The 21,039-nt window shown below is 61.9% G+C and carries 21 protein-coding genes and 1 pseudogene; 5 read left to right on the top strand and 17 right to left on the bottom strand.

Translation table 11 applies throughout. The features are described 5' to 3' along the window. Window positions 1-46 precede the first annotated feature (46 nt). Genes ACZRN6_RS29265 through ACZRN6_RS29235 form a run of 7 tightly spaced genes read right to left on the bottom strand, consistent with a single transcriptional unit; the run spans window position 47 to window position 4,075 of the window. Window positions 47-583: an alpha/beta fold hydrolase gene (locus tag ACZRN6_RS29265; protein WP_464009469.1), complete on the bottom strand. Its 537-nt coding sequence runs from the start codon at window positions 581-583 to the stop codon at window positions 47-49. 4 nt (window positions 584-587) lie between these two features. Next, window positions 588-1,364, bottom strand: a complete 777-nt coding sequence (locus tag ACZRN6_RS29260) for a DNA-binding domain-containing protein (protein WP_322146003.1) — start codon at window positions 1,362-1,364, stop codon at window positions 588-590. Further along, entirely contained in the window at window positions 1,361-2,212 is an 852-nt protein-coding gene (gene bufB / locus ACZRN6_RS29255) for an MNIO family bufferin maturase (RefSeq protein ID WP_464009481.1), read from the bottom strand. The genes ACZRN6_RS29260 and bufB overlap by 4 nt, the downstream gene beginning before the upstream one ends. 55 nt (window positions 2,213-2,267) lie before the next feature. Further along, window positions 2,268-2,540, bottom strand: coding sequence for a BufA2 family periplasmic bufferin-type metallophore (gene bufA2 / locus ACZRN6_RS29250; protein WP_464009468.1), 273 nt, complete (start codon window positions 2,538-2,540; stop codon window positions 2,268-2,270). A 24-nt stretch (window positions 2,541-2,564) separates the two neighbouring features. Continuing rightward, window positions 2,565-3,332 (bottom strand): alpha/beta fold hydrolase, encoded by a 768-nt coding sequence (locus ACZRN6_RS29245; RefSeq protein ID WP_464009467.1) that lies wholly within the window; start codon window positions 3,330-3,332, stop codon window positions 2,565-2,567. 45 nt (window positions 3,333-3,377) lie between these two features. Then, window positions 3,378-3,806 (bottom strand): DoxX family protein, encoded by a 429-nt coding sequence (locus ACZRN6_RS29240; RefSeq protein WP_464009466.1) that lies wholly within the window; start codon window positions 3,804-3,806, stop codon window positions 3,378-3,380. Continuing rightward, window positions 3,803-4,075 (bottom strand): BufA1 family periplasmic bufferin-type metallophore, encoded by a 273-nt coding sequence (locus ACZRN6_RS29235; RefSeq protein ID WP_322146006.1) that lies wholly within the window; start codon window positions 4,073-4,075, stop codon window positions 3,803-3,805. The genes ACZRN6_RS29240 and ACZRN6_RS29235 overlap by 4 nt, the downstream gene beginning before the upstream one ends. Before the next feature lie 578 nt (window positions 4,076-4,653). On the opposite strand from ACZRN6_RS29235, the gene ACZRN6_RS29230 reads away from it, so the two are divergent. Beyond that, window positions 4,654-7,479 carry an ATP-binding protein gene (locus tag ACZRN6_RS29230; RefSeq protein ID WP_464009465.1) on the top strand — a complete coding sequence of 942 codons (2,826 nt, stop codon included), beginning with the start codon at window positions 4,654-4,656 and terminating at the stop codon, window positions 7,477-7,479. Window positions 7,480-7,527: 48 nt separating this feature from the next. On the opposite strand, the gene ACZRN6_RS29225 is transcribed toward ACZRN6_RS29230, so the two are convergent. The 7 genes and pseudogenes from ACZRN6_RS29225 to ACZRN6_RS29195 form a co-directional block, all read right to left on the bottom strand. Beyond that, complete coding sequence (locus ACZRN6_RS29225; RefSeq protein ID WP_322146008.1) at window positions 7,528-8,607, bottom strand: sigma-54 interaction domain-containing protein; 1,080 nt, start codon at window positions 8,605-8,607, stop codon at window positions 7,528-7,530. Between the two features lie 100 nt (window positions 8,608-8,707). Further along, window positions 8,708-9,373 (bottom strand): methionine ABC transporter permease, encoded by a 666-nt coding sequence (locus ACZRN6_RS29220; RefSeq protein WP_322146009.1) that lies wholly within the window; start codon window positions 9,371-9,373, stop codon window positions 8,708-8,710. Then, the gene (locus ACZRN6_RS29215; protein WP_322146010.1) at window positions 9,370-10,116 is read right to left on the bottom strand and encodes a methionine ABC transporter ATP-binding protein; all 747 of its coding nucleotides are present in this window, start codon (window positions 10,114-10,116) and stop codon (window positions 9,370-9,372) included. The genes ACZRN6_RS29220 and ACZRN6_RS29215 overlap by 4 nt, the downstream gene beginning before the upstream one ends. Continuing rightward, complete coding sequence (locus tag ACZRN6_RS29210) at window positions 10,113-10,907, bottom strand: MetQ/NlpA family ABC transporter substrate-binding protein (RefSeq protein ID WP_322146011.1); 795 nt, start codon at window positions 10,905-10,907, stop codon at window positions 10,113-10,115. The genes ACZRN6_RS29215 and ACZRN6_RS29210 overlap by 4 nt, the downstream gene beginning before the upstream one ends. 14 nt (window positions 10,908-10,921) lie before the next feature. After that, entirely contained in the window at window positions 10,922-11,959 is a 1,038-nt protein-coding gene (locus tag ACZRN6_RS29205; protein ID WP_464009464.1) for an isopenicillin N synthase family dioxygenase, read from the bottom strand. A gap of 86 nt (window positions 11,960-12,045) precedes the next feature. Then, window positions 12,046-12,564: pseudogene (locus ACZRN6_RS29200) on the bottom strand (thioredoxin family protein); the annotation flags it as partial. A gap of 77 nt (window positions 12,565-12,641) precedes the next feature. After that, a complete protein-coding gene (locus tag ACZRN6_RS29195; protein WP_322146013.1) occupies window positions 12,642-12,830 on the bottom strand; it encodes a hypothetical protein in 189 nt (62 codons plus the stop codon). Between the two features lie 209 nt (window positions 12,831-13,039). Here ACZRN6_RS29195 and ACZRN6_RS29190 point away from each other — a divergent pair, with 209 nt between their 5' ends. Further along, window positions 13,040-13,780 (top strand): response regulator, encoded by a 741-nt coding sequence (locus tag ACZRN6_RS29190; RefSeq protein ID WP_322146014.1) that lies wholly within the window; start codon window positions 13,040-13,042, stop codon window positions 13,778-13,780. After that, on the top strand, window positions 13,777-15,084 hold the full coding sequence (locus tag ACZRN6_RS29185) for an ATP-binding protein (protein WP_464009463.1): 1,308 nt from the start codon (window positions 13,777-13,779) through the stop codon (window positions 15,082-15,084). Before ACZRN6_RS29190 ends, ACZRN6_RS29185 begins: the two co-directional genes overlap by 4 nt. Here the strand turns inward: ACZRN6_RS29185 and ACZRN6_RS29180 are convergent. Continuing rightward, window positions 15,081-15,551: an Lrp/AsnC family transcriptional regulator gene (locus ACZRN6_RS29180; protein ID WP_322146016.1), complete on the bottom strand. Its 471-nt coding sequence runs from the start codon at window positions 15,549-15,551 to the stop codon at window positions 15,081-15,083. The two genes, ACZRN6_RS29185 and ACZRN6_RS29180, sit on opposite strands and share 4 nt — an antisense overlap. A 124-nt stretch (window positions 15,552-15,675) precedes the next feature. On the opposite strand from ACZRN6_RS29180, the gene ACZRN6_RS29175 reads away from it, so the two are divergent. Next, window positions 15,676-16,920 carry a methionine gamma-lyase gene (locus tag ACZRN6_RS29175; RefSeq protein ID WP_464009462.1) on the top strand — a complete coding sequence of 415 codons (1,245 nt, stop codon included), beginning with the start codon at window positions 15,676-15,678 and terminating at the stop codon, window positions 16,918-16,920. A gap of 185 nt (window positions 16,921-17,105) precedes the next feature. Continuing rightward, complete coding sequence (locus ACZRN6_RS29170; protein WP_464009461.1) at window positions 17,106-17,798, top strand: helix-turn-helix transcriptional regulator; 693 nt, start codon at window positions 17,106-17,108, stop codon at window positions 17,796-17,798. Window positions 17,799-17,914: 116 nt separating this feature from the next. Here the strand turns inward: ACZRN6_RS29170 and ACZRN6_RS29165 are convergent, their stop codons facing one another. Beyond that, window positions 17,915-19,873 carry a MacB family efflux pump subunit gene (locus tag ACZRN6_RS29165; RefSeq protein WP_464009460.1) on the bottom strand — a complete coding sequence of 653 codons (1,959 nt, stop codon included), beginning with the start codon at window positions 19,871-19,873 and terminating at the stop codon, window positions 17,915-17,917. A 3-nt stretch (window positions 19,874-19,876) separates the two neighbouring features. Then, a complete protein-coding gene (gene macA, locus ACZRN6_RS29160) occupies window positions 19,877-21,028 on the bottom strand; it encodes a macrolide transporter subunit MacA (RefSeq protein ID WP_464009459.1) in 1,152 nt (383 codons plus the stop codon). Between the last annotated feature and the right edge of the window lie 11 nt (window positions 21,029-21,039).

Below are 21,039 nucleotides of genomic sequence, written 5' to 3'. Positions count from 1 at the left end.
CCGTTTTTTTCAGCGAGCAAATGGGCGACTGTCCAAATATTCATGTTCAGGTGCGCCATTGGCCCATCCGGGCCATCTGCGCCAGCACCTCCGCCAGGGCAGGCTGCGGTGCACTGTTGACGGTGACCAGGGCCACGCAACGGCTTGGGCGCAAGGTCGCTGCTGCCGTGACAGCGCGACCGCCGAGCTCGAACCCACCGAGCACCGCCTCGGGGATGTGCAAGGCGTTCATCAGGTCCAGCACGTCCTGGCCGAGCACCACTTCCTGGGTGCTGGCGGGTGCAGCCTTGTCCAATTGCGTGGTGGTGCCATGGCCACGCAAGTACGGGGTGATCACCCGAAAACCTTGGGACGCCAGGTGTGGCACAACCTCGGAAAAACGCTCAAGGTCGCCGTCCGCGCCATGCAGCAAAATGATCGGCCTGCCCGCTTCCGGGCCGGCCTCGTAGTAGCCGATATCCAGCAGGTCGGTGCTGACCTGGCGGATACGCCAGCTCGCGGGCGCCGCCATTACAGGCAGGGACAGCGCGGCTGAAGCAATAGCGGTGCACATCAGAAAGCGACGACGGTTGAAAAAAGACATGGTGTTATAGCTCCGAAAAATGCGTCACAGGAAGGTCGTCAACGACCCCCACAATCAACTCGCTGCCGAACCAGCCAGCCAGCAACTCACCGGCTTTCGCCACGCCTTGCGCTTCCCCCAGGCGCTCCACCAGAAACTCGCACAGCCCGGCAAAACTGCCGTCGCTTTGCAGGTGCACCAACGCGTGCAATTCCAGAGCGTCGACTTGCCGCAAACGCGAGGTAAACTGCCGGCGCCAAACCAACAGCCCACCGGCCTCGGCCAGCATCACCGCCTCGGGCGCCGTGGTTTGCTGCCACAACGCCGACCAGATCGCCTCGGCATTCGTGGTCAGCCCATGACAGCGCAGCGACGGCGTGAGTTGCAGGTGTGCCGTGTCCCAATCCACCGCTGCTAATACGTCCATCGCCAACGGGCTGGCATCGGCGGCAACAAATGCCTCGTTGAGCGACGACTCGATCCAGGCCAGCTCTTGCACATCCGGGTTGTTGGGAAACAGCTCGTGCAAGGTCAGATGAAAGCCTTCGGGATAGACGTCCAGCGTCCAGGCATGCGGCGGATACCGGTCGATATGGCCGATGGCAGCGGCCAGAAACGCCTCATCACCCACCCAACGCCGCAGGTTGGGAAACGCCTGCTCCAGGCAACCCACCAACTGCGCGCGGTAGTTGTTCTGGTAAACCGCCAGGCCGGCTGTTTTGTTGCCAAGCAGTTGGGCCGACTCATCCGATGCACTCACCAGCCAGGTGTGAAAGGCCTGCTGCCATTGCGCCAGGGTCATAGACGCACCTGCGCACGCTTGTAGGCCTCGCTAGCACCGAGCATCCGGGCGATCGACAGTTCTTCAAGCAGCTCGGCCAACGGCGGAATCTCGTCGTCGCGCTCGATCATCGTGGCGACCGGGCCGAGCAACGCAACGGCCTTGGCATACACATCCCAGACGCCGTCACACACCGGGCTGTCATGGCTGTCGATCAACAGTTCGCGGCCCTGGCTGTGACCGGCCAGGTGGATCTGCCGGACCCGCTCGGCCGGAATCCCATCGAGAAACGCCAGGGCATCAAAACCATGGTTGCTGGCGCTGACAAACACATTATTGACGTCCAGCAGCAGCTCGCAGCCGGTGCGCCGGGACATGGCGGCGATAAATTCCCACTCGCTCATGGACGCGCCATCAAAGGCCAGGTAGCTGGACGGGTTTTCAAACAGCATCGTGCGGCCCAACACCTCTTGAGCCAGGTCGATGTTGGCGCAGACCCGGTCCAGCGCCTCAGCGGTGTAAGGCACTGGCAGCAAGTCATGGGCGTTGAACCCGCCACTGCGGGACCAGCTCAGGTGATCGGACACAAACAGCGGTTCGACCTCATCCACCAGCGACTTGAGGCGCTTCAGATAATCACGGTCCAGCCCTTCAGCCGTGCCGATCGACATCGACACACCATGCAGCGCCACCGGATATCGCTCGCGAATCTGGCGCAGGATATGCCGGGGTTGGCCGCCGGCGACCATGAAGTTCTCAGAGATCACTTCAACGAAATCCACCGCCACCGAGGTCTCCAGGAACTCGCTGTAGTGCTCCTTGCGCAGCCCCAGGCCGTAGCCCGGGAAACACGGGTTGGGTGTCGGCATCATGAGGTCTCCGTTGCAAAAATAGGCGACGGGCCCAAGCGGGCCCGCCGGGGTCTTACTTAGGTTCAGTAGTGGTGCCGCCCAGCTTCAGGCATTCGGACGGGGTCTTGACGACCACGCCTTGGCCCTTGCAGCTGTTGAGGCCCTTGCAATCGTTTTTGGCGGTGGCGCACAGGCTTTCGCCCTTGCAGTTGTTCACGCCGTAGCAGCGGCCTGGTTGTTCCGGCTGGTCGGCGGCGCTGGCAGCAGCGGCGAAGGCGGCAGACGCCATGGCGATCAGGGCGGCAGCGGTGGCAAGGCTCAGGCGGGATTTGATGGAAGTACTCATGGGTATTGCTCCTCGGGGTGGGGTTTATTTGATGACGGATGCAGCGTCTTCGATGACCTTCGCCACAGCCTCAGGCTGGGAGATGTACACCGAGTGGCTGGCCTTGATTTCGGTGACCTTGGAGCCGGCGCGCTTGTACATCCAGCGCTGCAAATCGGGGCTCAGGGCACGGTCTTCGGTGGACACCACCGCGTAGGTCGGCTTCTTGTGCCAGGCCGCGGCCCACACGGTGCCGCCGAACAGCGCGGTGGTGGCTGGCACTTGGGAGGCAGCCATGAAGTCGGTGCGGTTGGTGGTCAGGTCGGCGGCAAAATCCGCGTTGAATTTGGTGCGATCAAAAAACAGATGGCCGTCGCGGGTCGGCATCACGTCGTTGCTTGGCGCCGGCATCGAGGACAGCAGTTGGCTCATGTTCTCGCCCACCTCCGGTTGCAGGGCGGACACATAGACCATCGACTTGACCTTGTCGCGGTCGCCGGCAATCGAGATCACCCCGCCGCCGGAACTGTGACCCACCAGCACCACTGGGCCGACCTGCTGTTCCAGCACTTCACGGGCCTCGGCCACGTCGGCGGCGAGGCTTTCATGGCCCTGATGCACCACGGTGACCTTGTAGCCCTTGTGAATCAGGATGTCGTGCACCACTCGCCAGCCGGAGCCGTCGACGAAGGAACCGGGCACGATCACCACGCTTTTACCAGTGCCTGGCTGTGCCTTCACAGCATCGGCAGCCGACGCCAATACCGGTGCGCCGAGCGCTACGGCAATCGCCAGGGAAGAAAGAATACGCATGCAAGTCTCCACAGGCCTTGGGGCCTGATGATTGTTGTGAAAGGGTTAAAGACGTTTGCCGAACACCACGCGGTCCAGCGACCACGCCCCGCCGCCATACGCCAGCAACGGCAGCAACAGCCCGGCCCAGCTCAGGTGGGTCGGCCAGGCGTCGGGGTACACAAACACCTCGATCACCAGGGTCATGCCCAACAGCGCGGCGGCCGCGGGGCGGGTCAAAAGGCCCAGCACCAGTAACAGCGGGAACAGATGCTCGGCGTAGGTCGCCAAGTGCGCAGCCCACTCCGGTGGCACCAACGGCAAGGCGTATTCCGAGCGAAACAAGGTGTAGGTCGACGGCTTGAGTTGCAGCAAACCGGTCACCTTGGTGCGGCCCGAGAGGAAAAACACCGAAGCGATACCGAGGCGGGCCACCAGCAACAGCAGCGCCTCAGGCAGCACACGCTTGAGCACCGCAGGGGCCAGGGCAATCATGGCTGTTCCGTGAGGCTGCCAAAGCCCTTGGGGGTTTTGATCTGGGTGCAGGTGCCTTTGTCCACCAGTACCCAGGCATTGCCCTGGTAATCCGCCTTGGCGGTACCGGCGCAGGATGTCCCGGCACCGGCGGCGCAATCGTTGGCACCGGCGAGGGACACGCCGAAGCATTTTTCCTGGGGCTTGGGCTCGTCGGCATGGGCGGTGGCGGCGAAGGCACCGAGTGACAGGGCGAGGGTGGCGGCAAGGGCCGCGTAATGGCGCTTCATGGATGAATCTCCTGGCTTGACTGAATGTGGCCAGGGCGCTTGTGCGGTACGTGACCACTTGCGCCATCTGGTAGACAGATTTAAAGCCAGGCGTGTATCCGGTCTGTGTCGCGTTGCCTTCCTCTATTCATGTGGGTGTATCAGATCGGTGCTGATACACAGTCTGATACACAGCCAAAAAAACCGCGCCAAACCACCGTCGCTTTATTCGGCATCCCGAACGACACAATTCGAAATATTCGCCTTTCCGAACATTTGTCTTCGCCGGCCCTCGACGACCGCAGAAATCCCCATAAATTTCATACGGTTGTTGTCATCTTTGTTACATGCCAACTGGCATACATTCTGCTTTATCAGTATTTACAGTAATAAAATGTTTCAGATTCGAAACAGTCTCATCCGCTGAAACCCAAGGGTGTCACGCCCTATAACAAGATTCCACGCCCCAAAGGAGGGCGGTAATTCTCACTATTTTGATCGACTTCAACTCTCCAAGCCTGCTGCCGCACGTAAGCACCCAAAAGGGCGAATGGCCTGATGGCCAATAACAAGCCCGACTACAAAAAAAGGACAAATTGATGAGTTCGAGCAAATACCCCACAGTGTCCTTCATGGACCTCGCCCCCCAGGCCCCGGACCACGCCGAGCATGCTATCGGTTTTGGCCCCTTTCTCTTGTTGGCGCGCCAGCATGTATTGCTGCGCAACGGCGAGCCGGTGACCCTCGGCAGCCGCGCCCTGTACTTGCTGATCGCCCTCGCCAGCCGGGCTGGCGAATTGCTGGAAAAGTCCGAACTGATCTCCTTCGCCTGGCCCAAGGTGGTGGTGGAAGAATGCAACCTGCGCGCGCAGATCGTGGCGTTGCGCCGGGCGTTGGGGGATGACGGCAACTTCAGCTACATCGTCACCGTGCCCGGCCGGGGCTACCGGTTTGTTGCACCAGTGACGATGCAGGCAGTGGGTGAAAGCCTCATCTCCCAGGCCCTGGCACAGGCGCCGACCGTGCAAGCGCCCACCCTGCAACCGCCGCCGTGCACGCTGATCGGGCGCGACCCACTGATCCTGAGCCTCGCCGACCTGGTCCTGAGCCAGCGCTTCGTGACCATCACCGGCCCCGGCGGCATCGGCAAGACCACCGTCGCCCTGGCCGTGGCGCAACGGCTGCAGGGTCGCTTTCACCAGGGCATGTGCTTCGTCGACCTGGCCCCCGCCACGAGCGGCCAATGGGTGGCCGGGATGCTCGCCAACGCCCTGGGCATTCAAAGTGTCAGTGATGACCCCCTGCAAAACGTGGCCTCGATGCTCGCCAACAGCCCGCTGCTGCTGGTACTCGACAACTGCGAACACGTGCTGCAAGCCACTGCCGACGCCGTCGAGGTGCTGCTGCGCAGCGCACCGCAGTGTTGCGTACTGACTACCAGCCGCGAACCGCTGCGGGCCGAAGGCGAACGGGTACACGACCTCGCACCGCTGCTGGTGCCGGACGAACACGCAAGCTTGAGTGCCGAGCAAGCCATGACCTGGTCGGGCATCGCGCTGTTTATCGAACGGGTCAAGGCGCTGGACCCAGGCTTCATGTTCAAGGACGCCGACGTCGCCGCCGCCAGCGCCATTTGCCGCAAGCTCGACAGCAATGCCCTGGCCATCGAAATCGCCGCGGCGCGTGTGCGCACCTTTGGCATTCAGGACTTGGTGGGCTTGCTGGACGGCAGCTTTCGCCTGCAGATGACCGGCCGACGCACCGCCCTTGCTCGTCATCGTTCATTGAGCGCGACGCTGGACTGGACCTACTCGATGCTCAGTTGCGACGAGCAGGCCATGTTGCGTCAACTGGCAGTGTTCACCGGCTCCTTCACCCTGGACGCGGTCAAGGCCATGACCGCCAGCGGCAGCCTTGATGGCCGCAACGCCCTGCCCTTGCTGGAAAGCCTGATGGACAAGTCGTTGCTGATCGCCGGTGAATCGCAGTTGCTCAAGCGCTACCGCCTGCTGGAGACCACCCGCGCCTACGCCCTGGAAAAACTCAACGAACACGGCGAGGCCGACGGCACCCGCCAGCGCCACGCCCTGTATGCCCTCGGCGTTTTGCAGGAGGCCGGGCAGACCCTCGACAGCCTTTCCCCCGACACGTGGGTCGGCCTCTACGGCCCGGAAATCAACACCGTGCGCGCCGCGCTGGAGTGGGCGTATGGTGCTTCGGGCCACGTGCCCACCGGCATCGAACTGACCCTGGGCGGCCTGCCGTTGTGGCTGCGCCTGTCGCGGGTCAGCGAGTGCCGCACCTGGGTCGACAAAGGCCTGGCCAGCGCCGCAACCACGCCGCTGGGGCAGCAACAGCGCATGCTGTTGCAAACCGCCCTGGCCAGCGTGCTGATGCTTACCTACGGCACCGGCGGGCCGATGCGCGAAGCCTGGCGCCAGGTGCGTGAAGATGCCCGCGACCTGGGCGATGCCGAGCACAAACTGCGGGCATTGTGGGGCCTGTGGAGTGATCGCTGCGGCTGCAACCAGTACGCCGAGGCGCTGGAGCTGGCGGAGCGTTACATCACCTTGAGCAGCAGCGGTAACCAGCAATTGCTGGGCAAACGCATGCGTGCGCTGGCGCTGTTTCACATGGGCGACCTGACGGGGGCGCGGCAGAATATCGACGAGGCGTTGGGTTCACCGTCGGCGCCGCGCTCACACATTATCGACGTGCATTTTGACCAGCGCATCGCCGCCCGCTGCCTCAAGGCGCAAGTGCACCTGCTCGAAGGCGACGTCGACCCGGCCTTGCGGATGATCGGCAACTGCGTCGACGAAGCCATCACCCTCCATCATCCGGCGACCCTCTGGTACACCCTGTGCCTGGGAGCGATCCCGCTGGCGTTGCTGGCGTCCAACCTGCCCAAGGCGCGCTATTACCTGGGCCTGTTGCAAGACAGCACGGTTCAGCAAGACCTGCCTATCTGGCGGCAGTTTCGGCTGTGCTTCGAGAGCATCCTGCTGATTCGCCAGGGCTCACCCGAGGAAGGCGTGCCGCTGTTGGGTGAGGCGTTGCATCAGTTGCATGGCCAAGGCGACAGCCAGCTCTATAGCTTGCTGCGCTGTGAATACGCCTTGGGCCTGGCGCGGCTGGGGCTTGAAAAACTGGCCCTGGAGGTATTGGAAGACACGCTGCAATTGGCGCTGGGCCGGCATGAGCGATGGTTTGTGCCGCAAATGTTGCGGATCAAGGCGCAGCTGATTTTGCGTCAGGCGCAATATGGGTCGGTGGACGAGGCCAAGGTACTGTTGCGCCAGGCATGGGTGGATGCACAGTTGGCTGGCGCGCATTTCTGGCGAGCACAGATTGCCAGTGATTTGGCCAGGCTGCAGGAGCCCCGGATGCGGATAGCGTCGTTGCCGCGGTTTCAGCATCGGTAGAAGTGGCTATCCGTTACTCCGGTAACGGATAAGTACACGCCCAAAAAATCAGGGCTTCACCCGCCCCTTGAGCATCCCATGATTAACCAGCAGCGTACGCATCGCATTACGCGTAACCCCCAGCAACTGCGCCGTGCGCAACTGGTTAAACCCGCAAAAACCAAACGCCTCGCGCACAATCAAGTCCTCGATATCGTGCAGCAACGTATCCCCCGGCACCTCGAACAAGCGCAGCAATTGCTCGCGCACCACCTCCTGGGGAATCCGTGGGGCGCCACTGTTGACGCTGGCATGCATCGCACTCAACCCCGCCGAAAACTTCAAGTGCGCCGGCATGATCGGCTTGTCCCCGGCCACCAGCAATGCCAGGTGCACCACGTTCTCCAGCTCGCGAATATTCCCCGGCCACGGATAATCCAGCAGCGCCTGGGTCGCCGACTCCGACACCATCGGCTCGGCAATTTTCAGCTTGGCACTGTAGAGCCGGCGAAAATGCTCAACCAGCGGCAGGATATCCAGTGGCCGTTCGCGCAACGGCAATACCTGCACCTGCGCGACGTTAATGCGGTAGAACAGGTCCAGGCGAAAGTTGCCCGCCTCCACGGCCTGTTCCAGGTCGATGTTGGTGGCCGTCACCAGGCGGATATTGATCTTGATCGGCTTGCGCGAGCCCACCCGCACCACTTCCTGTTCCTGCAACACCCGCAGCAATTTCACCTGCAATGGCAGCGGCAAGTCGCCGATTTCGTCAAGGAACAATGTGCCGCCATCGGCCTCTTCAAACCAGCCGATACGCCGCCCCGAGGCACCGGAAAACGATCCGGCCTCGTGGCCGAAAAACTCGCTTTCGGCGAGGTTCTCGCTGATTGCCCCGCAGTTCACCGGCACAAACGCACCGGTGCGGCCACTGGCACTGTGGATATAGCGTGCCACCAGTTCCTTGCCGGTACCGGTCTCGCCATTGATCAACACCGGGGCCTCACTGGGCCCCACGCGCTGCAAATACTCCAGCAGTTGCAGCGAACGCGGGTCGGCAAACACCAACGCCTTGGCGCGAATCGACAACGGGTCTTTTTCACCTTGGGGCAAAGTCAGGATCGGCGTGGGATGCCCGTGGGGACGGTTCATGAAGAGTGTTTCCCGGCGACGAGGGTGAAGGGACGAACGGGAACTTTACTCAGTCGGCCATATAACTAGAAATATTAAAAATTCATTAGTACATAACCTTTTAGCGACGATGCGCCAGCGAGCTCACGCACCGATCCCCCAGGCTTTGCACGCCCTGGACCAGCACCACCAGCACAATGACCGTCACCACCATGATCTGGTTGTTGAAGCGCTGGTACCCATAACGAATCGCCAGGTCTCCCAGGCCGCCCCCGCCAATAACGCCCGCCATGGATGAAAAGCCGATGAGCATTACCAGGGTCAGCGTCAACCCTGCGAGTAAGGCAGGCAGCGCCTCCGGCAGCAACACCTTGAGGATCACATGCCGAATGTCCCCGCCCATGGCGACGATCGCTTCGATGCGGCCCTTGTCCACTTCGGCCAACGCGTTTTCGACAATGCGCGCAAAAAAGGGAAAGGCGCCAATGGTGATCGGCACTACCGCGGCGGTACTGCCCAGGGTGGTGCCGACGATCAGCCGGGTCAGCGGAATCAAGGCAATCAGCATCACCACAAACGGCAATGACCGCCCCAGGTTAACCACCGCCCCCAGCACGCGATTCAAGCGCGGCAAAGGAAACAGCCCACCGCGACGGCTGATAAACAGAAGCACGCCCAGGGGCAGGCCGATCAGCAAGGTGAACACCGCCGCCAGCAGCACCATGTACAGGGTTTCGCCGGTGGCGTTGAGCAGCAAGCCCAGGATGTCGTTCCAGTCTGTTTTCATACCGCCCTCACCGCTGGCAGGCTGGGGGCCAACGCGCGGCCCAGGGTTGAGCCAGGGTCGGCCTGCAATTGGATCAGGCTGCCGCTTTCCACCACACGCCCATTGGCCAGGGACACTGCGCTGTCGCAGATGGCCTTGACCACGTCCAGCTCATGGGTGATCAACACAATGGTCACCCCCAATTGCCGATTGATGCTGCGCAGCAGTTCCAGGATCGAGGCGGTGGTTTGCGGGTCGAGGGCACTGGTGGCTTCGTCCGACAACAGATAGTCCGGGCGCGCCGCCAGCGCCCGGGCGATGCCTACCCGCTGCTTCTGCCCACCAGAGAGTTGCGAGGGAAACGCCTGGGCCTTGTCGCTCAAGCCCACCAGCTCCAGCAATTCCTTGACCCGGGCAGCGCGTTCCGCCCTGGGCTGGCCGGCGATTTCCAGGGGCACCGCCACGTTGTCGGCGACGTTGCGCGAGTGCAACAGGTTGAACCCCTGGAAGATCATGCCGATGCGCTGGCGTTGCTGGCGCAGTTGCTTGTCGCCCAGCAGCGTCAGGTCCTGGCCGTCCATGAGGATGCGCCCCAAGGTCGGGCGTTCCAGCAGGTTCAGGCAACGCAGCAAGGTACTTTTACCCGCCCCACTGCGGCCCACGATCCCGAAGATCGACCCGTCGGCAATCTGCAACGACACGTTATCCAGCGCCGCCGGCTGGCCGTCGGCGTAGGTCTTGCTGACCTGCTCGACGACGATCATTCGACGGCCACCGGAATCACCGAACCCGAGTATTTCTCGGTGATGAACTTGGCCACCTCGGGCGAGTTCAAGTCCTTGGCCAGTTGTTTGATCCGTGGGTCGTCCTGCAACTTTGGCGTGGTCACGAGGATATTCGCGTAGGGATTACCTTGGGCTTTTTCCAGGCCAAGGGCGTCCTTGGCGGGCGACAAACCGGCTTCCAGGGCATAGTTGCCGTTGATCACCGCAAGGTCGACGTCATCCAGGGCGCGGGGGATTTGTGGCGATTCGATTTCGAGGATCTTCAGGTGCCTGGGGTTCTCGGCAATGTCCTTGGGCGTGGCCTGGTCCTTGGCCGGGTCGCTGAAGCCGGGCTTGAGTGTGATCAGGCCGTTGGCTTGCAGCAGGTACAGCGCACGGCTCAGGTTGGTGACGTTGTTGGGCACCGCCACGGTGCCTTTATCCGGCACCTGGTCAAAGCGGGTGTGACGATGGGAGTAGATGCCCAGGGGCTCGATATGCACGGTGGCTGCCACCGCAAACTTCTGGCCAAGGGCCTGTTCCTGCGAGTGCAGGTACGGCAGGTGTTGAAAGAAGTTGGCGTCGACATCACCGTGGGCCAACAGCTCGTTGGAGTTCACACCGTTGGGAATTTCGATGATCTTGAGTTGCAACTGCGGGTCGAGTTTCTGCACGTATTCGAGGATTTGCGCATGGGGAATCGGGTCTGCCGCCACCCGCAGGGCGTCGGCGGCCTGGGCGTCGAAAGAGGCAATCAGTACCGCCAGGGCGAGGGCTGTTTTCTTGAGCATGGTGATGTTCCTTATCAGGTGGACAGGGCTGGAGGAATGGTGGCGTCGGCGTAAAAACGTTGGGCAACATCCGGGTGGGAGCGCAGGCGGCCCTTGAGGTAGTTCCAGCCGACTTCCCGCAACAAGGGGTTACGCGGGTCGCTGGTGGGGCCATGGGCATCGCGCAGCAACTCGGGCGGCAGTTGGTACACCGGCACCACCGCGTCCAGTTGCGCCCCCAGGAAAAACGCCAGGGACAGGCGCTCGCTGCCTAATGGCGGCGATTCAACGCGGTGCACGGTGGCGCGCAGGTAACCGTTGGTGGCCAGTTCCAGCAACTCGCCGATGTTCACCACCAACGTGTCGGGGCGTGGAGAAGCGTCGATCCAGCGGCCCTCCTCCACTTCCACTTGCAGGCCGGCTTGCTGGTCTTGCAGCAGGAAGCTGAGAAAACCGGAATCCTTGTGGGCACCGACGCCCTGGCGACTTTGTTGAGCGTGGCGGCCGGGGTAGCGGATCAGCTTGATGTGTTCGTTGGGCTTGTCGCCGTAGAGCGGGTCGAACGCGTTCTGCGGCAGCGACAAGGCCTGGGCAAAGGCGCGCAACAGGCGCAACGACATTTGCGTCATCGCCTGTTGCCAGGCCAGCAGCAACGGTTTGAGTTCAGGCAGCGCGGCGGGCCACTGGTTAGGGCCTTGCAGACGAGACCAGGCCGCGGAGTTCGCGCCCTGGTGCAGCGGCTCGCGCTCGGCGCCCAGGTCGAACTGTTCACGTAAATCCGGCTGGCCACGGGTGATCTCCGAGGCGGCGCGGTTGTAACCGCGAAAATGCGGGGAATGGATCATGCCGACAGCGAGTTTGTCGGCCTCGGGCAACGCGAAGAACTGCCGCGCCTGTTGCTGCACCTGCGTGAGCAACTGGGCGTCTATGCCATGGCCGGTCAGGTAGAAAAACCCGATATGCCGCGCAGCGTGGCGCAGGTCATCGAGAAACTGCCCGCGCTGGGCCGGGCTGCCGTCGAGCAGCGCCAGGTCCAGCAGGGGCAAGGTGTTGATTGCCAGCGGGTGCGACATCGTTAGCTCACTCCATGAACACGTGGTTTGGAATATGAAGCTAAACGATCTAAAAACCCGGCAATAAATACCTTTTTGGCATTAGCTTAGGTGGGTGCGTTAGCCGCCCTGGCTTCTTCCAGTAACGCCTGGATAACTTTCTCCTGAGTGTCGTAGCGGCCCTCGCCAAAATGGCTGTAGCGCACTTTACCGGTGGCATCGAAGAAGTAATGCGCCGGCCAGTACTGGTTATCGAAGGCGTGCCAGATCCTGTAGTCGTTGTCGACGGCCACCGGGTAGTGGATGCCCAGTTTCTTGACTTGGCTGCGCACGTTAACCAAGACTTTCTCGTAGGCGTTTTCCGGGGTATGCACACCGATCACCACCAACCCGTCCTTGGCGTATTGCCTGGCCCACTGGTTGACATACGGCAGGCTGCGCTGGCAATTGACGCAGTCGTAGGTCCAGAAATCCACCAGCACCACCTTGCCCTTCAGGGCTTGGGCCGTCAGCGGTGGCGAGTTGAGCCACGCCACGGCGCCGTCCAGGGAAGGCATGCGCTCATCGGACTGGCTGAAGCTTTCAGCATCCACATTGTCGATCAGGTAGTTGACCGCCTTGGGTACGCCGACCAAGGCCACGGCCAGTGTCAACAACAGCAGACCTTTGGAGGCGCGCAAGCGGCGCAGCAATGGAATCAAGCTCATGGGCATTCCCCTGCAGGCGTGGGCGTTTCGTCGCGCTTGCGACCCGCGCCGTTTTGCGCCACGGGCGTATTCTGGAAGCAGGTTTGACTGCCGGTGAGTTTTTTCGCGGTGGCGGCATTTACATCCGCCGCCACCCCCGCCATGGAAAAAGCCAGGGCGCTGAGAAAGCTGTTGAGTGGGGTCATGCAGGAGTCCTCGCAAATGGCCGGGGCCAATCGCCTCGACAGGTTGATTTGAACCTTGCGAGGTATCCCGAATGTGTCGACCAGGTCCGGTTTTTTGCGTCGACGTGTATCTCGTCATCGCCAGATACACTGCAATACAAAGGGCACAAGGCAAGGCCGCCGGCAGTGGCTAGACTGCGCAGCAATGACTATTCAACGAGGAAGGCAGCATGGATCACGTCGATCACATCCTGATTGTCGATGACGATCGGGAGATCCGCGAACTGGTGGGCAACTACCTGAAAAAAAACGGCCTGCGCACTACGGTGGTGGCTGACGGCCGACAAATGCGCAGCTTCCTCGACACCACACCCGTGGACCTGATCGTGCTGGACATCATGATGCCCGGCGACGACGGCTTGCAGCTGTGCCGCGAACTGCGGGTGGGCAAGCACAAGGCCACGCCGATCCTGATGCTCACGGCACGCAACGATGAAACCGACCGCATCATAGGCCTGGAAATGGGCGCCGACGATTACCTGGTCAAGCCCTTCGCCGCCCGCGAACTGCTGGCCCGCATCAATGCCGTGCTGCGGCGCACACGGATGCTGCCGCCCAACCTGGTGGTGACGGAAAGCGGCCGGTTGATCCGCTTTGGCCGCTGGCGCCTGGACACCACCGCGCGCCACCTGCTGGACGAAGACAACACCCTGGTAGCGTTGAGCGGCGCCGAATACCGGCTGCTGCGGGTGTTTCTCGACCACCCGCAACGGGTGCTCAACCGGGACCAGTTGCTGAACCTGACCCAGGGCCGGGACGCAGATTTGTTCGACCGCTCCATCGACCTGCTGGTGAGCCGCCTGCGCCAGCGCCTGCTGGACGACGCCCGCGAGCCGGCCTATATCAAGACGGTGCGCAGCGAGGGCTATGTATTTTCCCTGGCCGTGGAAATCCTTGGTGACCAGGCATGAGCCTGACGCTGCGCTGGCCGCGCACCCTGGCGGCGCAACTGTCGGTGATTTTCATCGTCAGCCTGTTGTGTGCCAATGCCCTGTCGTTCAGTGCGCAGTTCTATGAACGCTACATGAGTGCCAGGAGCGTGATGCTGGGCAACCTTGAGAACGACGTGTCGACCTCGATCGCGATCCTCGACCGCCTGCCCGCCGCCGAGCGCGCCAGTTGGCTGCCGCGCCTGGACCGCAACGCCTACCGCTACCTGTTGAACGCCGGCGAACCGGGCGAGCCGATGGCCAGCAACGACCTGCCGATGGCCGCGACATCAATTGCCGATGCCCTGGCTGAACATTATCCGCTGGCCTTTCGCGATATCCCGGGCCTGCAAAAACACTTTCAGGCACACCTGACCCTGGCCGATGGCAGCCCGATTACCATCGACGTGTATCCCAAGCCGATCCCGTTTGCATTCTGGCTGCCGGTGGTGCTGGTGCTGCAGTTGGTGGTGTTGCTGGTGTGCACAGGGGTTGCCGTGCGCATCGCAACCCGCCCGCTGACACGCCTGGCGCGGGCAGTGGAAACCCTCGACCCGAACGCCCACCCGACCCTGCTGGACGAGACCGGCCCGACCGAGGTGGCGCATGCGGCAGCGGCGTTCAATCAAATGCAGAAGCGGATTGCCGAATACCTCAAGGAGCGCATGCAGATCCTGGCGGCGATCTCCCATGACTTGCAAACCCCGATCACCCGCATGAAATTGCGTGCCGAGTTCATGGACGACTCGGTAGACCGGGAAAAACTCTGGAGCGACCTGGGGGAAATGGAGCACCTGGTGCGCGAGGGTGTGGCCTACGCCCGCAGTGTGCACGGGTCGACCGAGGCCAGTTGCCGGATCGACCTGGATGCGTTTCTCGACAGCCTGGTGTTTGACTATCAAGACATGGACAAGCAGGTGAGCCTGGCCGGTAAAAGCGCGGTGGTGCTCGATACGCGGCCCCATGCCTTGCGCCGAGTGCTGGTGAACCTGGTGGACAACGCACTGAAGTTTGCCGGGGCTGCGCAACTGGAGGTGGGTTCTACGGTATCGGGAGACCTGTCGATCAAGGTGCTGGACCGTGGGCCAGGAATTGCCGCCGATGAGCTGGAGCGGGTGATGCAACCGTTTTATCGGGTAGAAAGTTCGCGTAACCGCGGGACCGGCGGCACCGGCTTGGGGTTGGCGATTGCCCAGCAGTTGGCGGTGGCAATTGGCGGCTCGCTGACCCTGAGCAACCGCAATGGCGGCGGTTTGTGTGCCGAGGTCCGGGTAAGCCTGGGCTAACCCGGCAAAGGGATCACCCTCAACGGCCGAACCGACTTGTACGAGAAGCTCGAATAAATCTCCTTGACGCAGGGCAGGCTCTGCAACACCTCACGGGCAAACTCGCCAAACGACTCCAGGTCCTTGGCCACCACTTCCAACAGAAAATCGTAGCGCCCCGACACGTTATGACACGCCACTACCTCGGGAATCTCCAGCAGCCTTTGCTCAAAGGCCCTGGCAATTTCCCGGGAGTGGGTGTCCATCATGATGCTGACAAACGCGGTCACCCCATACCCCAGCGCCTTGGGCGACAGGATCGCCTGATAACCGCCGATCACGCCGCTGTCTTCAAGGTTCTTCACCCGCCGCCAACACGGCGACGTGGTCAGCGACACCCGCTCCGCCAACTCTGCCACCGTCAACCGCGCATTACCCTGCAAAGCGTTTAAAAGCGCCTTGTCAGTCCGATCCAAATGAGTGGGCATATCTTGCCTCAAACCATCGTTTTTATTGTTTTTCATCCCAATTTACCGGGTTTTCCCAGCAAATTATGGAACGTTAGGCCGCAGTTATAAGCATAGCATTGTAGGAAATAAGGAGCGTCCGACCATGAAAAATAAACACAATACGTTCGGCTTTTCCACCCGTGCTATCCATCACGGCTATGACCCCCAGGACCACCACGGCGCCCTCGTGCCGCCGATCTACCTGTCGGCGACCTTCGCCTTCCCCACCGCTGAATACGGCGCTGCCTGTTTTGCCGGTGAAGAGAGCGGGCACTTCTACACCCGCATCTCCAACCCCACCCTGGCCCTGCTGGAATCGCGCATGGCGACCCTGGAAAACGGCGAAGCCGCGGTGGCTTTCAGCTCGGGCATGGGCGCAATTGCCGCGACGTTCTGGACCCTGCTGCGCCCCGGTGACGAAATCATCGTCAGCCAGACCCTCTACGGCTGCACCTTCGCCCTGCTGCACCACGGCATCGGTGAATTCGGCATCAAGGTGCGCCACGTCGACCTCACCGACCTTGACGCCCTGCGCGAGGTCATTACCCCGGCCACCCGCATGATCTACTTCGAAACCCCGGCCAACCCCAACCTGCAACTGGTGGACATCGCCGCCGTCGCCGAGATCGCCCACCGCCAACCCGGCATCACCGTGGTGGTCGACAACACTTACTGCACGCCCTACCTGCAACGCCCACTGGAAATGGGCGCCGACGTGGTGGTGCACTCGGCCACCAAATACCTCAGCGGCCATGGCGACATCACCGCCGGCATCGCCGTCAGCAGCCAGGCCCTGGCCCAGCGTATTCGCCTGCAAGGGCTCAAAGACCTGACCGGCGCGGTGATGTCCCCCCAGGATGCGGCCCTGCTGATGCGCGGGCTCAAGACGCTGGCCCTGCGCATGGACCGCCATTGCAGCAACGCGCTGGCCATCGCCGAAGCCTTGCAGGCCCATCCCCTGGTGGAATGGGTGACCTACCCCGGGCTGCACTCCTTCCCCCAATACGACTTGGCCGCGCGGCAGATGAAGCAGTCTGGCGGCATGATCGCGTTTGAGCTCAAGGGCGGCATCGACACGGGCCGGCGCTTCATGAACGCCCTGAAGCTGTTCACCCGGGCGGTGAGCCTGGGAGATGCCGAGTCACTGGCCCAGCACCCGGCCAGCATGACCCACTCCACGTACACCCCGGAGCAACGCGCTCACCACGGGATTTCCGAGGGGCTGGTGCGGCTCTCGGCGGGCCTTGAGGACGTCGCGGACTTGTTGGCCGATGTTGCCCAGGCCCTGGACGCCTGCGCCATAAAACCAAAAGCCCGGGCGGGGCAACAAAACGTTCACCACGCTTGAAGTAAATTCACAACCAGGTGCGACGTTTACCAATAGCCCGGCCTTCAAAGGCCGGGCGTAGTCCGTTACGCCCTGCACTGCAAAAAATTTGATCCAGTCATTGGCCCGTTTGCGAAAGGCTGTACTAGCATACGAGGCGGCGGTCATGGATATCACTGCCGAGCACGCCGCCCTCATTGAAACTCATGGATGAAATGATGAACTCACACCTGTTCCCCCACATTGGCAAAGTCATTGCCAGCACTGGCAGCCGGCACTTCCCGCGCATGCTGCACGACCTGATCCTCACCCAACTGGCGGTCGACGCCACGCACATCACTCAAATGCCCGTGAGTTCACTGCGCAAGGCCGGCAGTTCGCGAATGCCCGGCATCAGCCCGGTTTACACCGACGCCGTGCCTGGACTGGACGAGGCCCAGGCCGCCGCCCAACTGCACCTGACCCGGCGCAAGAATGACGTCAGCTACGTGCTGTCGGTGTATCGCTCCAACCCTTCGCAGAGCTTTTCGCAGCAGGAACGGATCATCCTGCAAGACTTCTCTTCGTTGCTTTTGCCGATGGTTGAAAAACACATCAGCGCCCTGCAACCCGGCAGCCAGGGCAATGCAGTGCCGCAGCCCGGCATCGACTCCCTGCGCCAACGCTTTGAAGATCGCCTCGCCCAATCGGAATTGGCGCTGTCCAGCCGTGAGCTGGAAGTGTGCGTGGGGTTGCTGGCCGGGCGTACCGCGCCGGAACTGGCCGAGCAGTTGGCATTGAAGGTCAACACCATCGAGAGCTACCTCAAGCGGGCAGCGATCAAGATGGGCATCAGCGGCCGGCATTCGTTGATGCGCTGGATGTATTCCACGGAAGAAAGCACCGCCACAACGCTCTAAAAAACCCACTTGCCGTAGCAGCTGTCGAGCCTTGGCGAGGCTGCGTCAGCGGTGTATCAGACACACCGCTGACGCAGCCTCGCCAAGGCTCGACAGCTGCTACGTGTCATAACGGGTTAATCCCGCGCCAGGGCTTCAATCGGATCCAGCCGCGCCGCATTCCTCGCTGGCACAAACCCGAACACAATCCCGATCAACGTCGAACACGCAAACGCGGTCACCACCGACCCCAGGGAAAACACCATTTCCCACTCCTTCACAAACAACGAAAACAGATAGCCGATGGCGAATGACAGCGAGATGCCGATCATCCCGCCAATCAGGCAGACCATCACCGCCTCCACCAGGAACTGCTGGCGAATGTCCGACTGCCGCGCCCCCACCGCCATGCGTATCCCGATTTCACGGGTGCGTTCAGTCACCGACACCAGCATGATGTTCATCACCCCGATGCCCCCTACCAACAACGAAATCACCGCAATCAACGACAGCAGCAACGCCAGGGAACGGCTGGTTTTCTGCACCGTCTGCATGATGCTGTCGAGGTTGTTGGTAAAAAAATCCTTGGTGCCGTGGCGTTGCAACATCAGCCTGGTGACGTTCTCTTCCACCACCTTGCTCGGCTGCCCGTCCTTGATACGCACGGTGATGCTGTCGAGGTGGCGCTGGCCCAACAGCCGCCCGGCCGCCGTTTCATAAGGCACCCACACGTTCAAGGCCTTGCTGGCGGCGAACATGTTTTTATTGTCGGCCGTCACCCCAATTACCGTGCACGGCAGGCTGCCGACCAGGATCACCTGGCCCAGCGGGTCCACACCGGGGCCAAACAACCGATGGCGCGCGTTGTGGTCGATCACCACCACCTGCGCCTGGCGCCGGGCGTCGCTCTCGCTGAAGGTAATCCCGGCTTCGAGCTTCAAGCCCTTGACCTGGAAATAACGGTCGCTGACGCCATTGACCTGGGCGTCCAGGTCGATGTTGCCATAGCGCAGCAACAGGTTGCGCCCCACCACCGGCGTGGCGCTATCCACGTAATACAGCTGGTTCAGCGCCTCCACGTCCGATGGCAACAGGGTCTCGATGGCCGACGCGCGGCTGTCTCCGAAGCTCTTGCCGGGAAAGATATCGATGGTGTTGCTGCCGATGGCCTGGATGTCCTTGAGCACATAACGCTTGGCGCCTTCGCCGATGGCCGAGATCGACACCACCGAGGTGATGCCGATGACGATGCCGAGCATGGTCAGCAAGGTTCGCATGCGATGGGAAATCAGCGCGACCCAGGCCATGTTGAAGGCCTCCTTGAACAACCCAAGGCTGGCCACCAACTTGCGCGCACCGCTGCGCCTGGGCTCGATGGGCGCTTCGTTGGGCAGGTCGAGGCCGACGCTTTGATTGGCGCGATCACTGACAATCTCGCCATCGCGCACCTCAATGATCCGCTGGGCATTGGCCGCGACTTTCGGATCGTGGGTGACGATGATCACCGTGTGCCCGACGGCGTGCAGCTCGGCCAGGATACGCATTACTTCCTTGCCGCTGTGAGTGTCGAGGGCGCCGGTGGGCTCGTCGGCGAGGATCACTTCGCCACCGTTCATCAAGGCCCGGGCGATACTCACCCGCTGCTGCTGGCCGCCGGACAACTGGCTCGGGCGATGGCTCAAGTGCCCCGACAAACCCAGGCGTGCCAGCAAGTCTGCGGCGCGGCTATGCCGGGCGGTTTGCGGCGTACCGGCATAAATCGCCGGCATTTCCACGTTGTGCAACGCGCTCAAATGCGCCAGCAGGTGGTAACGCTGGAAGATAAACCCGAAGTAGTCGCGGCGCAGTTCCGCCAGTTGTTCATCACCCAGGGTGCGAGTTTCGATGCCATTGATCTTGTAGCTGCCGGCGGTGGCGTAATCGAGGCCACCGAGGATGTTCATCAAGGTGGATTTACCCGAGCCCGAGGCCCCGGTAATCGCGACCATTTCCCCGGCGGGGATGGTCAGGTCAATGCCTTTTAGGGCAATAAATTCGCGGTCACCGGCCATGAAACTGCGCACGATGCCTTTCAGCTCCAGCAGTGGCTGACTCATCACTCAGCCCCCCGCCACGGCGGGCGATGGGTCGCCGATCACCACCTTGTCGCCTTCGGCCAGGCCAGCGAGGATCTGCACCTTGACGTTATTATTGATACCGGTCTGCACTGGCCGCGTGTTGGCCTTGCCCTTGGCGTCCAGCACCCGCACCGGGAAGCTGCCGTCGGCATTGCGCGGGCCGAGTGCGGCCACCGGCACGGTCAACGCGGCCTTGGCGGTGTCGAGCACGATCCGCACTTGTGCGGTCATGGCGATGCGCAGACGGTGGTCGGGGTTGGGCACGTCAAAGAGGGCGTTATAGAACACCGCGGTGTTTTGCTTTGGGGTGCCGGCGGTCTGGGTTTCGAGAAAGTTTTGCGGGGCCGGTTCGGTGCCACGCAGTTTGGCGTAGTAGCGCTTGTCGGCCTCCCCGAGGATGGTGAAGTACACCTGCTGGCCGGGGCTGATATGGATCACGTCAGCCTCGGAGACCTGGGCCTTGACGGTCATGGTGTCCAGGTCTGCCAGCTTGAGCAGCACCGGTGCCAATTGGCTGGCGATCACCGTCTGGCCTTCCTGGGTGACGATGCCCACTACATCGCCGTCGATGGGCGCGACGATGCGGGTGTAGGCCAGGTTGATCTTGGCGGTGTCGATCTGGATGTGGGCGCTTTTGATCTGTGCGTCGAGGGACATCAGGTTGGCGCGTTGGACTTCGTAGTTGGATTCGGCAGTTTCAAAGTCCTGGCGGGACACCGATTCGTCCTCTTGCAGGCCTTGATAGCGTTGGTAGACGGACTTGGTTTCCTTGAGCTGTGCGGCGGTGGCGCGGCGTTGGGCCTTGAGGTTTTCTTCATCGACCTCGGCTTTGCGCAGGGTGTTTTGCAGGATCAACGGGTCGATTTCGGCGAGCCATTGGCCCTTTTTGACCTTATCGCCGACCTTTACCTTCAGGGACTTGAGTTGGCCGGAGACTTGGGCGCCGACGTCGACCTGCTTGACGCCTTCGAGCAGGCCGGTGGCCAGGACCGCGTTTTCAATGTCACCGCGTTCGGCGGTGGCGGTCAAGTATTGCGGCGCGTCTGCGGGTGCCTGCACGGTGTAGATGGTCAGGGCGGCGGCGATTGCCAGGGCCAGGGCCATTCCTGTTTTGCGAAGCTTTGACTTTTCCATAAGTGACCACA

The sequence above is a fragment of the Pseudomonas sp. A125 genome, assembly GCF_055409485.1.
This window is presented reverse-complemented; position numbering and strand designations above follow the sequence as displayed.